Source organism: Priestia sp. J2 (assembly GCF_020790095.1).
Taxonomy (GTDB): domain Bacteria; phylum Bacillota; class Bacilli; order Bacillales; family Bacillaceae_H; genus Priestia; species Priestia zanthoxyli.
The window spans coordinates 3,694,486-3,708,452 of sequence record NZ_CP086208.1 but is presented as its reverse complement, the minus strand read 5'-3'; the positions used below and the strand labels follow the sequence as shown (position 1 = coordinate 3,708,452).

Genomic DNA, 13,967 nt, shown 5'->3' with positions numbered 1-13,967 from the left:
CAAAACAGTTGCGATGAATAAAAAGAAGGCAAAAACAAGAACAATGGGCAATTTGGAATGTCGGCGCATTAAAGCCCCTCCTTTTTTATAGTAAAAAAATCTCTTACTATATATAACGAAAGAAACAAAAATATGATTCACTTTTTTTGGCGAAATTTGAAGGTTTTTCTCATTGGAAAAATCCGCACCCCTGTCCTAAACATTTTGCCAAGCTGTTGCATACACTAAAAGCAGATAACAGGAAGTGAGGGATGGTACGTGGGAAAACAAAATTTTGCGTTAATCGTTGTGTTATTTGTTTTACTTGTTATTGTAGGTGCGTCTGGCTTTCGCTTTTAAACGTTAACTTTATTTGCGCATAGTCCCCTTCAAAAAAGGCATACTAGGCGGAAGTAAAAACCAAAAATTTCTTCAATATTGCCGAACAATGAGTTCCTCTACTCATTCATCTAATCGGTATGTAGCCATGCGAAAGCATGGTTTTTTTGAAATAGGAGAGGATGAATGATGTTCATCCTCTCTAGAAATTAGTAGTAGCAAGAACACCCTACGATTACTAATAGGATAAATAAAACAACGATAAATGAAAAACCAAAACCGCCTTTTGCGCCCATATGTGTAACCTCCTTTAATAAAAGTCTCTATATCCTATGTACTAATTGGGTTAAGTGATTGAGAAATTTGCCTATTTTTTAATGGTAACGTTTTTTGTGAAGAATGAAGAACACTTACTTTTTTCATTTGCGCAGAAATCCTTTATGATAAAGAGGAAAAGGAGGGCAAACAGGTGGGAATACATGCACAATACGTCATGAATCAGCTAGAAGAGGGAAAGTGGAAAGAGATCAAGCGCGAAATTCAACAAGAAATGAAGAAAAAACCTCAAGCATCTGATTTGTACTGTTACTTAGCCGTTTGTTTAGCAAAGCAAATCGAAGAATCAATTATCTTTGAAAAAATGGTATTGAACTTAGAAATGGACCGGGCTCTTCATCAGGCATTAACATTAAATCCATCTTCAAGCTTGGCGCACTTCGTTCGAGGAATAAAATATCGGGAAACTCCGCTTATGTTTGGAGGGAATTACGAAAAATCGCTGTTTTATTTGCAGAAGGCGCAAGATCTTGGTTTTGAAGGGATTATGCTGCCGCTCGAACTCGCCAAAACCTATATTCAATTAAAAGAAATGGAAAAAGCGAAAGAACAAATCGCCTATGCTCGGGAAATCAATCCTACGCACGCGGACATTAAAAAAGTCGAAAACATGCTCCAAACAGGACGATGAATCTAAAGTCCTGTTTTATTTTTGATTTTCAGAAAACGTATGCTGATTTTCATAAAGGATTGCTTTTTATATAACAATAAGAATATTTATAAAAAATTTAAGAAGTGCATGTAAGTCGAACGACTTCTTAACTGCTAGATTTTCTACATTATTAGAGCGTTCAGTCTACATAGTTCCAAAAATAGTAAGAAACTATCAGCCTATGGATAAATTGTTAGAAAATATAGATAATTGTAAATGAATAGAGAGAAAAGTTAAACATGCGATTAACTAAAAAAGCAAAGGTATGATTTACTTTGCTTTTTATTTATACGCATATGTAAAAAATATCATAATAAACCAATTTATTCTTCGTGAAATCCATCGTCTCAGGCGATGTGAAATAATGTATTTGAAGGAGGAGACCCAGATGAAGGTTATGAAGATGTTGGCTATTACGTTATTTAGTTTATGTTTAGTTGTCACACCAGCTGCTGCTGAAGTTCCGGGTGTCGACCATTCAATGAAACGGGGTGCTACACAAGGAATTGTAGCGGCATCTCACCCGCTGGCTGCTGAAGCGGGGAGGAAAGTGTTAGCTGAAGGCGGAAACGCTGTAGATGCGGCAGCGGCCATTCAACTATCTCTAAACGTTGTGGAACCGATGATGTCTGGTATCGGCGGCGGCGGTTTTATGATGATTTATGAAAAAAAGAAAGATAAAATTACGATGCTAGACAGCCGTGAAATGGCACCGGCTGATGTCACGCCTAAGCTGTTTTTAGATTCAAAAGGAAAAGTCATTCCTTTCAGTAAGCGTCACATAACAGGAAAAGCAGTTGGAGTTCCTGGTACGTTAAAAGGAGTAGAAACAGCCCTTGAAGATTATGGAACCATGGACTTATCAGATGTTATTAAACCTGCTATTACTCAAGCGGAACAAGGAATTAAAGTGAATTGGTCGATGGCTCAGTATATCGATGAAAATGCGGACAAGCTTGAAAGATACCAAACGGCCGGTAATGTATTTGTACCGAATGGCAAGCCGTTAAAAGAAGGAGATAAGCTTGTTCAGCCTGATCTTGCGAAAACATTAAAGCTTATTCAAAAAGAAGGGTCAGACGCTCTTTATAAAGGAGAAATTGGAAAAGCGCTTGTTAAAGAAGTTCAAAAACGCGATGGAAGCATGACCATGGATGATTTAAAAAATTATGTTGTAAAAGAACGCGAGCCGGTCAAAACAACTTATCGAGGCTACGATGTGGTTAGTGCGGCTCCTCCTAGCTCCGGCGGATTAACCGTGCAGCAAATTTTAAAGCTAATGGAAGGTTATGATGTAGAAAAAATGGGTTCCAATACGCCACAGTATTTTCAGCATTTAACGGAAGCGATGCACTTAGCTTTTGCGGACCGCGCGGCGTATATGGCAGATGAAGACTTTTACGAAGTGCCGAAAAAAGGCCTGTTAGATGAAGATTATATTAAAGAACGTCGTAAATTAATTAATCCAAATAAAGCAACGCCTAATGTTAAAGAAGGAGACCCTTGGAAATATGAAGGAAAAGAAAATCCAAATAAAGCAACGGTAACGGAAGAAAATCCAATCGGCCAAACGACTCATTTCTCTGTTGTAGACAAATGGGGAAACATGGTTTCTTACACGACTACCATTGAACAAGTTTTTGGTTCAGGAATTATGGTTCCTGACTACGGATTTATGCTCAACAATGAAATGACGGATTTTGATGCCACTCCGGGAGGCGTGAACCAGGTTGAGCCTAAAAAACGCCCTCGAAGCAGCATGTCTCCAACGATGCTGTTAAAAGACGGAAATCCGTTCATGGCAATTGGTTCACCGGGAGGCCCAACCATTATTGCGTCTGTAGCAGAAACGATTATGAATGTTATTGACCATAAGATGCCGATTCAAAAAGCGATTTTAACCCCTCGTATTTATTCAAGCGGCTATCCAACCGTAAGATGGGAACCTGGTTTTAGCCAAGATACACTCCTTGAAATGATGGCTAAAGGACATGCGTTTGAAGAAAAGCCAGAGCATATTGGAAATGTCCAAGCGGTTATCTATGACTATGAAACGGGGAAAATGTACGGAGGTGCTGATAATACGCGCCAAGGCACGGTATTAGGAGTAGACGCAATTAAATATGTATCCAAACAGCCAAAACCAATTAAAGAAGAGAAAAAAGGAGAGTTTACGGTCGAAGTCAACCGTGCCGTGTATCCATTTACTGATAAGCAAGTAAAACTGATTGATGGAAAGCCTTACGTTCAGTCCGACCGCCTGCTGCTAGGATTAGGCGTCATTGATTCGAGTGATTTAAAGCTGTATAAGCCAAATCACCACTCCTATTTATCGGTTATCAAAGTAGCCAAATCACTTGGCTACAAAGTGAAATGGGATGAAGAAAAGAAAGTAGTCTCATTAGAAAAAGATCCTGGTGAAAACGATACCGGCGATGATGAAGACGGAGACGTTATTACAAATTAAATGGGATAAAAGTAGCTTAGTTGAAGGAAGATCCGAACGCGTTTGATTCTTGATAGAGAATCTAAAGCGTTCGGATTTTTTATTGCGATGGTAAACGTAGGTTTCATTTATATATTGGCTCACTCCTTTTTAAGTAAGCAAATAAAATTGGCGATTTTAAACCAAACGACAAAAAAATTTGCGTAGTTTGCCAAAAAGTTGTAGAAATCGACAGTTTTTTTGGCACGTGTAAGAAAAACTGTGATAAAAAGACTGATAGAATGCTACAAACAAAGTTGGCATCATTTTTGCATAAGAAATAGATGAGGGGCTGTATCAATGAAAAAATACATAGTTAAATAAACGCCTATGTTTACTTCACACAGACTAACATGCAACGGAGGTATAGAAAATGAAAAAAGAAATTTCAATTATCGGTGTACCAATGGATTACGGGCAAACAAGAAGGGGCGTAGACATGGGGCCGAGCGCAATCCGCTATGCGGGCATGAATACACGCTTAGAAGCTCTTGGCTATACCGTACATGATGAAGGCGATATTAAAGTAGAGATTAAAGAACGGGCAGACGTGGATAAAAATACGAATTTGAAAAACTTAGCGGCTGTAGCCAGCGGAAATGAACAGCTTGCTGCAAGAGTTGAAGAAGTGAAAGAGCAAGACCGCTTTCCGTTAATATTAGGCGGAGATCACAGTATTGCAATTGGAACGCTTGCAGGAGTGGCGAAAGGTTCAGAAAATTTAGGCGTTATTTGGTATGATGCTCATGGTGATTTAAACACCGCTGAAACATCTCCATCAGGGAATATTCACGGCATGCCGTTAGCGGTGAGCCTGGGTATTGGACATCCGGTACTTTTAAATATTGGAGGGTATACACCAAAAATTAAACCTGAAAATCTAGTTATTGTCGGTGCACGCTCACTAGATGATGGTGAAAAAGAGTTAATTAAAGAAAAAGGAATTAAAGTGTATACGATGCATGAAATTGATCGTTTAGGTATGACGCAAGTGATGAAAGAAACGATTGATTATTTAAGCGGTACAGACGGTGTGCACCTGTCGCTGGACTTAGACGGCTTAGATCCAGATGATGCACCAGGCGTAGGTACACCTGTAAAAGGCGGCATCAGCTACCGAGAAAGTCATTTAGCAATGGAAATGCTAGCGGAAGCAGACATGGTGACATCTGCTGAATTTGTAGAAGTGAACCCCATTTTAGATCAGCATAACAAAACTGCAGAAGTAGCGGTTGCGTTAATGAGTTCATTGTTTGGCGATAAGCTTTTATAGGAAAAAGCTACTTACAGGTATCGTGTGGAGAAAATCTGTTGTGATCCAAGAAACGGTCATGCAGGACTAAGCGGCTGCCATCTTCGTTACGGGGGTGGCGCCATTTGAAAATCATCCGGCACCAATTGACTTCAGTCAGGAAGAGCTGCCTAATAAGCGGCTATAAAAACAAAATAAACCTAAAAAAATGAAAGCGATTTCATTTTTGTGCAGCAAAGGGAGGAAATGGGATGAATATTCCACAGGGACAGCCAGGAGAATTAAAAAGAACGATGAAAACAAGGCATCTTTTTATGATATCACTAGGAGGATGTATTGGTACCGGTTTTTTTCTTGGTTCAGGTTATACCATCAATGAAGCAGGTCCGATGGGAGCAATGATTTCCTACTTAGTAGGAGGGATCATTATGTATCTAACGATGCTGTGTCTTGGAGAATTATCCGTTGCTATGCCAGTTGCAGGATCGTTTCAAACGTACTCCACTAAATTTATCGGCCCTGCAACAGGTTTTGCGATTGGATGGCTGTACTGGCTAGGATGGGCAGTAACGGTGGCACTTGAGTTTTTAGCTGCCGGACAATTAATGCAAAGATGGTTCCCAGGCTCGCCCGTTTGGTTATGGTGCGCCATTTTTGGAGCGTTAATTTTTTCACTAAATGCACTTTCAGCCAAAGCATTTGGTGAAACAGAATTTTGGTTTTCAAGCGTTAAAATTTTCGCCATCATTATGTTTATTGTGGTAGGCGGAGCGGCAATGTTTGGACTTATTGATATGAAAAGCGGACAGGAAGCACCGCTTCTATCAAACTTCTTTGCCGAAGGGCTGTTTCCAAACGGTGTAACGGCTTTACTGATTACAATGATTACGGTGAACTTTTCGTTTCAAGGAACAGAATTGATTGGAATTGCGGCGGGAGAAAGTGAAAATCCGGAAAAAACAATTCCAAAAGCGATCAAGCAAACGGTTTGGCGTACGCTTTTCTTTTTCGTCTTATCCGTGTTTGTCTTAGCAAGCATGATTCCTCGTGAAAAAGCAGGCGTTGTAGAAAGCCCGTTTGTTGTTGTGTTAGATAGTGTAGGTGTACCTTACGCGGCGGATATTATGAACTTTATCATTTTAACAGCTCTTCTTTCAGTCGCAAACTCTGGGTTTTACGCGGCTACACGTATGCTTTATTCTCTTTCAAGAGAAGGAATGGCAAGTCCTGCGCTTGGAAAAGTCAACAAAAGAGGTGTACCGTTTAATGCACTATTAATTACGCTTGTGATTTCATGCTTTTCGCTGCTTTCAAGCGTAGTGGCAGCTAAAACCGTTTTCGTATGGCTGATTTCACTCGCTGGACTTGGCGCTCAAATTGGCTGGATTGCGATTACAGCTTCACTGCTTGCATTCCGTCGTGCTTACGTGGCTAAAGGTGGAAAAGTAGAAGATCTGAAATTTAGAACACCTCTTTATCCGGTTCTGCCTATCGTAGCGCTTATTACGAACTGTATTGTTATGATCAGTCTTGCGTTTGATCCTGAGCAGCGAATGGCGTTATACTGCGGAGGTATCTTCTTTATAGGCTGTTATGTTTATTATTATTTGAAAATTCGAAAACAAAATCAGTCAAAACAGGAGCAAGAAGTTCAGCTTGCGGAAAATAAACGAATGATTATTTAACATAAAAACCCGAAAAATCATGATTTTTCGGGTTTTTTATGTACTTGTCTTTAGCTATCTAGTGTTGTATCTTCATTTTTACGGCGGCGAAGTCTCCATAGCGTGATAAGGGCAAGCAGTGTAAGAACGATACCGCTGCCGAGCAGGATATGACTCACTGTTTTATCCTGCTTTTTTTGGCCTTGTTCAAAATATTTCTTGTACATCGCCACCGCAGCTTTATTTTGCTTGTATTTTTTCGGAACGCTCATTTCTTTTCCTAGTTTCCAGCCGTCTTTATAAGCTTTTTGCTGTAAAGATTTCACATCTTTATTCGAATAAAAACCTGCTTTGTACCATTTTTCTAGTTGAGGCTTGTCCTGAAGACTTTTAGGCGCTCTATAGGTCTGATAAGTGAAAGCTGAGTCGTATCCATCTGCTTTTACGTCTTTTTGTTTTTGTTTCTGTCCTTTTTCATATCCTTGTTCAAAGGCTGTTTGCAATTCGCCCTCTGCTTCTGCAGGTACTTCGAGTGGAAGGTCGTGATAGCCTTGTACGTAGCCTTGCTTTTCAAACTGCTTTTTTTGCTGATTCAGTACTTCGGCTTGAGCGGTTTCAAAGCCTTCTGTAAAAGCCTGACGTGTGACATCCTCATCATCATACATGCTGGGAACACTCATCGAATCATTTTCAAGACCTTGTTCATAGCCTTCTTTTTTTGCTTTAACAGATAGGTCCATTAAAGAAATAGCTTTTTTGTAGCCTTGAACATAACCTTTATTCCAGTCGGATGACTTAGAAGGGAAAGGGTCGATTTCCGATTGAATAGTAGCATGTTTGTAATCAAGGACGCCTTGCTGATAGCCTTCCTCTTCGCCGGCAGCCATTTCATTTTCTTGTTCAGTCTTGAGTTCTTCCTCTTTTTGCTGCTGTCCTTTTTTATATCCTACCGTATACCCCATCATAAACCACGTGAATTCTTCAGAAGATTTGTCCAGTCCTGTTGTTTGATCGAACTGCTCGAATTTTTTCTGTGCGTATCCATCTTCTTCTCCGAGCGAATAGCCTTCTTGATAGAGAGAGTCAAAAATAGCTTTTACATCTTCAGTTGTATCCACGTCCGTTGACTGGTCCAAAACATCGGAAGAGGAATCCGGGGAATCAGGAGTAGCATAAGAAGAGATGGGGTCACTTGCAAGAATAAGTAAGCAAGCTGTACTAATAACGGCTAATTTTTTTTTCATCATTTCTTCACCTTTTAGTTCAAAGTTAATATTTATTTTGTAGTTTAAGCGTACAGCTTTCCATGAAGAAAGGCGTGTAAAAGTTTCTCCAATTATGAAAATTATAACATTTAAATGGAAAGGAGAATAGGTGGTAAAAAGGAGAAATATGTGTTTTTTACGGAGTTTTATTTTTGCTGCTGTTTTGCTTTTTTTACTTTGAATGAGCGGTAAAATACTTCAACTACAAAACAGAACAAAAGGAAAAAAAGGACAAATAATTCAGCAAACTCCATAACACGAAACGGACTGTAGGCATTTTGCAAGGCCATGGAAAAACTAAATCCTTGCATCATATCCACACCGATAGAAAATCCCATTAAGCATCCTAACAGCAAAGCTGATATCCAAACGATTTTCATATGTCTCACTCTCCGTTTTTATTTTTTTCTTAAAAACATTCTACTGATAGTTTTTGTTATTTTTTTGGTCTTACGCTTTGATTGTTCTATTAAAAATTGCATACAAAGCATTTATTTGGAAAAAGCTAAAAAAAAGAAAAGAAAGGTGTTTTTAATCGTGCCTTCTTTATTTAAAAATAAAAAAAGCAAAGACAATAAAAAGGAAACAGAAGGTTCGCTACCAGAGGAACAAGAACTGCTGATGCAGTCGCTTGAAGGTAATATAGCTAACATAAAAAAGCGAACGGGGAACAGCTCGGATATGGTGATCCGCTATATAAAAATTGGGGAAAGGGCAGCCATTCAAGCCGCTGTTATCTATATAGACGGAATTGTAGACAATCAGTCTATCCAAGAGCTTTTAGTAGACACCATGATGAAAGATGACGTGTTTTCTGAACCAATAACACCTCAAAATGCTTTTACGTTATTAAAAGAAGATGTAGTAGGAATTGGAGACATTGCGATTTTACATACGTGGAGTGAAGTGTTTCCCGCCTTGATGTCAGGAGACACGCTTATCTTGATAGATGGAAACAACCATGCGATGAGTGCAGGTACGAAAGGCGGGGAGTGGCGTTCCATTCAAGAACCGACTACACAGCTTGTCGTTCGGGGTTCTAAGGAAGGGTTTACGGAATCGATTGCTAAAAACATGCCCATGGTCAGGCGAATTATCAAATCGCCTGACTTATGGGTAGAAACGATGAAGATTGGGAAAGTAACGCAGACAGACGTTTCAATGATGTACATTAATGGGATTGCCAATGACAAAATCGTAAAAGAAGTAAAGAAGCGTCTTAACCAAATTAATATCGATAGCATTTTAGAATCAGGCTATGTAGAGCAGCTTATTGAAGACCAAACGTACACTACTTTTCCTACAATGTATCACACGGAGCGTCCCGATATCGTTGCAGGAAATCTCTTAGAAGGGCGTATTGCGATTTTTGTAGACGGAACGCCATTCGTGCTGATTGCACCTGCTGTCTTCATTCAGTTTTTTCAGTCTCCTGAAGATTATTATTCGCGCTTTGATATTGCCACGTCGATTCGTTTTTTACGCATTCTTATTTTTTTTATTTCACTGATTGCACCGGCTACGTATGTAGCGATCACAACTTTTCATCAAGAAATGGTTCCGACGAAGCTGCTCATCGCCATTGCTGCACAGCGGGAAGATGTTCCGTTTCCTTCCTTGGTTGAAGCGCTCATTATGGAAGTCACATTTGAAATTTTGCGAGAAGCTGGTATTCGACTTCCAAGGGCGATCGGTTCTGCAGTTTCAATTGTAGGAGCGCTCGTGATTGGGCAAGCATCGGTTCAAGCAGGGATTGTATCTCCAGCGATGGTTATTGTTGTAGCGATGACGGCGATTGCAAGCTTTGCGACGCCTTCATTTGCCATTGCGATTTCTGCTCGGCTCATTCGCTTTGTTTTTATGATTGCAGCGGCTACTTTCGGGTTTTATGGCATTATCCTGTGCTTTTTAATGATGATTGTTCATCTCTGCAGTCTTCGTTCATTCGGTGTTCCATACATGACGCCTCTTGCTCCATTTATTCCGAGCAATTCAGGTGATACCATTGTTCGCATGCCATGGTGGACGCTTAGACAAAGACCAAGGCTCATCAGTAGTGGAAATATGGTGAGAGAAGGAGACAACCAGCGCCCAATGCCTCCTAAAAGCCGGGGAATGGCAAACACTACGGTGAAAGAAGGCGATCAAAGTGATGCGTAAAGGGCTTTTATGTACAGTTATGGCATTTTCGATTTGCATCCTTTCAAGCTGCTGGAGCAGTAAGGAATTAACCGATTTAGCGATTGTCGCAGCGATGGGAATTGATAAAACAAAAGATGGTCAGTATCAAATCACGCTACAAATTATTAATCCAGGTAACGTAGCCGGCGGTCTTCAAGGCGGCGGGGGTGGTACCCAAAGTCCGTCTGTTTCCGTATACGGAGCAAAAGGCGCAAACTTAGTAGAAGCAAGCAGAAGAGCATCGAGCACGGTATCAAGAAGACTGTACTACGCTCATACAAACTTAATTGTGATCGGAGAAAGCTTAGCGAGAACGGAGGGCATTGATGTTATTATTGATGGCATTGACCGAGATCCGGAATTTCGAATTACATCTGATATGGTCATTGCAAACGGCGTAAAAGCTTCCAGTTTTGTAAAATCTCTTACGCCAATTGATAAAATTCCAGCTAATAAAGTCCTTAAAACGCTGGAACTCACCGAACAAAAGTGGGGAGAACATATGAAAGTATCGGCTCAAGAAGTTATGAAAAACCTTGAATCCCCGGGAAGTCAAGCGCTGATGTCAGGGTTTGGAATAAGAGGTAGCGCTCAAAAAGCCCAAACGCTGCAAAATCTTCAGCAAACTGCTCCTGAATCGACTCTTCGTGCAGAAGGACTCGGCATGTTTAAAGATGGGAAGTTGATTACATTTTTATATGGAAAAAAAGCGCGAGGCGTGATGTGGCTGCGGGATAAAGTGCAGGGAACAGATGTGAATATTTCATGGAAAGATAAAAAGAAAGCCATTGCTTATCAAGTCGTCCGTCAGCGAACAAACGTGAGTGCAAATATGGTAAACGGCAAACCAAAGATGATTGTACGAACTAGAGTAGAAGGAGATATTGGTGAAATGGAAGTACCTATAGATATTAAAAATCCATTTGTGATTCTTGATATTGAAAAAAAAATAGAAGCAGCGATTGAAAACGAAATAAAAGAAGCGTTTGCTTTTGCTCAAAAAAAACAGACGGATGTTGTGGGATTTGGAGAAGTCGTGCACGAAAATTATCCGAGGCAGTGGAAAAGGCTTCAGCATGAGTGGAGCGATGTGTATTTTCCTGAAGTGGAGATGGATGTGAAAGTAGAAGCGTATGTAAGACGAGCAGGTTTGCGAAACAAGTCGTTTATGTCTGATGCGGTAAAACAACGCCAGTAAACAGGAGGGAGCAATGAGTGGAAAAAGTGAAAATTAGCTCTGTGCAGTTTTTTATTTTAATCGTCCTTTTTGAACATGGAAGCGCATTGCTCATTCCGCTTGCAATGGATGCAAAACAAGACGCCTGGCTTGCTATTTTACTCGGTATGTTTGGGAGCTTATTGCTTTACCTCATTTACTACCGGCTGTATAGGTACTATCCTAACATGCTGCCGACAGAATACATGCAAAAGCTGCTAGGGAAAGTCTTGGGATCTGCACTTGCTTTTTTATATTTGCTTCATTTTTCATATGCTGCCGCTCGCGTACTTCGTGATTTTGGAGAAATGCTGCTGACATTTGGCTACCCCGACAGCCCTTTGTTTGTCGTGAACGCGATGCTGATGCTGTTGATTATTTATACTGTGCACAAAGGACTTGAAGTAGTGGCTCGGGCAGGAGAGCTCATGTTTATTTTGATGTATATCTTGGCTGTAGCAGGATTTGTGCTTATTTTTGTTTCAGGATTAATTGATTTTACTTCTTTAAAACCGATACTTGGAGATGGGATTTGGCCGGTTTTAAAAACAGTCGCCACTCAGACTCTGTATATTCCGTATGGAGAAGCTGTTGTGTTTACGATGATTTTTCCATATGTAAAAGATCCTAAAAAAGTAAAGCTTGTAGGCCTTTGCGGCATTGTACTAAGCGGCATTAATTTAGCAATTACAATGGCGATCAACGTGAGTGTATTAGGGATAGGGTTGACTAACAGGTCGGTCTTTCCGCTTTTAAGTACGGTAGAGAGCATTAGAGTAGCTGATTTTTTAGAGCGGCTAGACGTGTTTTTTATGATTGCGTTAGTCATTGGAGGGTTTGTTAAAATCAGCGTCTTTTTTTACGCGGTAATTGTGGGGCTTTCCACGCTGTTTAAGGTAAAACGACCTTCTGCGCTGACATATCCTGTTGGCACGGTGATTTTATTTTTTTCTCTGACGATTGCAAGTAATTTTCAAGAGCATTTAAAAGAAGGCTTAACGATTATGCCGGTGCTACTTTTTATCCCTTTTCACGTAGTGATTCCGCTTACGCTGCTCTGTATAGCCTTTATTAAACATCGCATAAAAAAAACAAAAGCGCTGCAGCCATCCTAATGGCTGCAGCGCATTCGTCTGCGATCTTCTACTGCAAGTGCAGCTGTTCCCGCTCTTTTTTTACTTGTTCTAGCTGTGAAATCGTAACAAGCTGATATCCTTGTGCGTGAAGCTGCTTCATAATTTCAACCGCTGCTTCGGCACTTGTTTGATAAATATCATGCATTAAAATAACTTTTCCGTCTCCGACTTGGCTCATAACTGCTTGAACGGAGTGAGGAACGTTTCGATATTTCCAGTCTTCAGGATCGATATCCCATAGAGTCACGCCAACATTTCCGACATAACGTCTTACATTTGCATTCACAGCTCCATAAGGAGGACGTACATGCAGTGGTTCATAGCCGCTCACTTGTTTAATAAGGGCTTGGGTATCGCCTATTTGGTGTTTGACCTGCGCTTCATTTAAACGTGTGAGCTGAGGGTGGTCCCAAGAGTGATTTCCGACTTCGTTGCCTTCCTTCACCATACGTTCGATTGTTTCAGGATAATATTGAACGCGGCTTCCTAACACAAAAAAGGTAGCGTGTCCGTTCACTTCTTTTAATCCATCTAAAATCACATTGGTAGATGCAGGGTTAGGTCCATCATCAAAGGTCATCGCAACGACTTTTTTAGTTGGATCAATAGGCGCTCCTTGCTGCGGTATTTCGTTAACGATATGTTTTGGAGGCGTTTCTTTGACTTTATTTTTATTTGCTGCTTCGTCTTTGTAAGCATCGCTCAGCATGTCTTTAAATAAATCTTTTTGGATAGCGATTGTTTTGGTTTTCGTTTGTTCAGCACCTAGCTGATAAGGCTTAAAGTAGATCACAATACTGTTTTCAAGCAGCGCAAACTGACTGAAATTTTGATTGGCTGCCTGAGTTCCTTTTTGAAGGCCCGGGTCAAAATCAGCTTTTTTCATTTGTTTTTTTAATTCAGCATATGAAATAGCCGAAAGGCGATCTAAATAGTTTGCATTCTCGTTAAATAAATCCTTTAACGTCATTTGTTTTTGAGCAGGCAGGTCAAATGTAAAGGTTTTGAGAGAAGACGTTCCTTTCTCTCCATTTATAGATTCATATTCATCAAAGACAACACTTAGCGTTTGCTTGCTGTAATGGACGATTTTATATGTAATCGTTAATTCAGATTTTTTCTTTTTTGACTGCTTCTTCAGCTTTTTTTCATAGTGTGCCACTTGATCTATTACGTAAGCTTGAATGGATTGATCAATTTCTTTTTTACCAAAGGAAGGGTAGCTAATGGCATAGCCTCCGTCGGTAAGGTCCTTAACTAGCGTTTGAATTTCAACGTCTGGATAGGTTTGATCTGTTTGAATACTTGCCGTTTTTTTCTCTGTACTGTTTGCTTTGACGATATACCCTGCTGTACCAAGAAACAAAATACAGCATCCAAGCAGTGTCAAAATACGTTTGTAGCCCATGGTTTTCATGTAGTAATATTCCCCTTTTTGTATATATCTACCTAATAGACGCAT

At 40.1% G+C, this 13,967-nt stretch carries 12 protein-coding genes; 8 read left to right on the top strand and 4 right to left on the bottom strand.

Annotated features, from left to right (window positions below; genetic code table 11):
- Window positions 1–258: 258 nt before the first annotated feature.
- On the top strand, window positions 259–339 hold the full coding sequence (locus LJY09_RS19245) for a YjcZ family sporulation protein (protein WP_016765202.1): 81 nt from the start codon (window positions 259–261) through the stop codon (window positions 337–339).
- 188 nt (window positions 340–527) lie between these two features.
- Here LJY09_RS19245 and LJY09_RS19240 read toward each other — a convergent pair whose 3' ends face one another.
- Complete coding sequence (locus LJY09_RS19240) at window positions 528–614, bottom strand: YjcZ family sporulation protein (RefSeq protein ID WP_016765201.1); 87 nt, start codon at window positions 612–614, stop codon at window positions 528–530.
- A gap of 173 nt (window positions 615–787) precedes the next feature.
- Between LJY09_RS19240 and LJY09_RS19235 the strand changes: the two genes are divergently transcribed.
- The 4 genes from LJY09_RS19235 (at window position 788) to LJY09_RS19220 (ending at window position 6,728) form a co-directional block, all read left to right on the top strand.
- Window positions 788–1,285 (top strand): tetratricopeptide repeat protein, encoded by a 498-nt coding sequence (locus tag LJY09_RS19235; RefSeq protein WP_028415012.1) that lies wholly within the window; start codon window positions 788–790, stop codon window positions 1,283–1,285.
- 409 nt (window positions 1,286–1,694) lie between these two features.
- Window positions 1,695–3,773: a gamma-glutamyltransferase gene (ggt, locus tag LJY09_RS19230; RefSeq protein ID WP_228307395.1), complete on the top strand. Its 2,079-nt coding sequence runs from the start codon at window positions 1,695–1,697 to the stop codon at window positions 3,771–3,773.
- 391 nt (window positions 3,774–4,164) lie between these two features.
- Window positions 4,165–5,064: an arginase gene (gene rocF, locus LJY09_RS19225; protein ID WP_228307394.1), complete on the top strand. Its 900-nt coding sequence runs from the start codon at window positions 4,165–4,167 to the stop codon at window positions 5,062–5,064.
- Between the two features lie 230 nt (window positions 5,065–5,294).
- Complete coding sequence (locus tag LJY09_RS19220; protein ID WP_028415010.1) at window positions 5,295–6,728, top strand: amino acid permease; 1,434 nt, start codon at window positions 5,295–5,297, stop codon at window positions 6,726–6,728.
- 50 nt (window positions 6,729–6,778) lie between these two features.
- On the opposite strand, the gene LJY09_RS19215 is transcribed toward LJY09_RS19220, so the two are convergent.
- Together LJY09_RS19215 and LJY09_RS19210 are read right to left on the bottom strand one after the other, a co-directional pair.
- On the bottom strand, window positions 6,779–7,951 hold the full coding sequence (locus LJY09_RS19215) for a hypothetical protein (RefSeq protein WP_223546227.1): 1,173 nt from the start codon (window positions 7,949–7,951) through the stop codon (window positions 6,779–6,781).
- 167 nt (window positions 7,952–8,118) lie between these two features.
- Window positions 8,119–8,352: a YczF family membrane protein gene (locus LJY09_RS19210; RefSeq protein ID WP_028415008.1), complete on the bottom strand. Its 234-nt coding sequence runs from the start codon at window positions 8,350–8,352 to the stop codon at window positions 8,119–8,121.
- Between the two features lie 157 nt (window positions 8,353–8,509).
- Here LJY09_RS19210 and LJY09_RS19205 point away from each other — a divergent pair, with 157 nt between their 5' ends.
- From LJY09_RS19205 to LJY09_RS19195, 3 genes are read left to right on the top strand one after another with little or no spacing between them, the layout of a single operon-like run.
- On the top strand, window positions 8,510–10,132 hold the full coding sequence (locus tag LJY09_RS19205) for a spore germination protein (protein WP_028415007.1): 1,623 nt from the start codon (window positions 8,510–8,512) through the stop codon (window positions 10,130–10,132).
- Window positions 10,122–11,351 carry a Ger(x)C family spore germination protein gene (locus LJY09_RS19200; RefSeq protein WP_028415006.1) on the top strand — a complete coding sequence of 410 codons (1,230 nt, stop codon included), beginning with the start codon at window positions 10,122–10,124 and terminating at the stop codon, window positions 11,349–11,351. The genes LJY09_RS19205 and LJY09_RS19200 overlap by 11 nt, the downstream gene beginning before the upstream one ends.
- Before the next feature lie 17 nt (window positions 11,352–11,368).
- Window positions 11,369–12,484, top strand: a complete 1,116-nt coding sequence (locus LJY09_RS19195) for a GerAB/ArcD/ProY family transporter (protein ID WP_028415005.1) — start codon at window positions 11,369–11,371, stop codon at window positions 12,482–12,484.
- A 28-nt stretch (window positions 12,485–12,512) separates the two neighbouring features.
- Here LJY09_RS19195 and LJY09_RS19190 read toward each other — a convergent pair whose 3' ends face one another.
- Entirely contained in the window at window positions 12,513–13,922 is a 1,410-nt protein-coding gene (locus tag LJY09_RS19190) for a polysaccharide deacetylase family protein (protein ID WP_098999631.1), read from the bottom strand.
- Window positions 13,923–13,967 lie beyond the last annotated feature (45 nt).

What these genes read in the sequence shown, in the direction of transcription:
- rocF (WP_228307394.1), top strand. Translation starts at nt 4,165, where the DNA reads ATGAAAAAAGAAATTTCAATTATCGGTGTACCAATGGATTACGGGCAA.
- LJY09_RS19240 (WP_016765201.1), bottom strand. Translation starts at nt 614, where the DNA reads ATGGGCGCAAAAGGCGGTTTTGGTTTTTCATTTATCGTTGTTTTATTT.
- LJY09_RS19190 (WP_098999631.1), bottom strand. Translation starts at nt 13,922, where the DNA reads ATGAAAACCATGGGCTACAAACGTATTTTGACACTGCTTGGATGCTGT.
- LJY09_RS19210 (WP_028415008.1), bottom strand. Translation starts at nt 8,352, where the DNA reads ATGAAAATCGTTTGGATATCAGCTTTGCTGTTAGGATGCTTAATGGGA.
- LJY09_RS19215 (WP_223546227.1), bottom strand. Translation starts at nt 7,951, where the DNA reads ATGAAAAAAAAATTAGCCGTTATTAGTACAGCTTGCTTACTTATTCTT.
- LJY09_RS19220 (WP_028415010.1), top strand. Translation starts at nt 5,295, where the DNA reads ATGAATATTCCACAGGGACAGCCAGGAGAATTAAAAAGAACGATGAAA.
- ggt (WP_228307395.1), top strand. Translation starts at nt 1,695, where the DNA reads ATGAAGGTTATGAAGATGTTGGCTATTACGTTATTTAGTTTATGTTTA.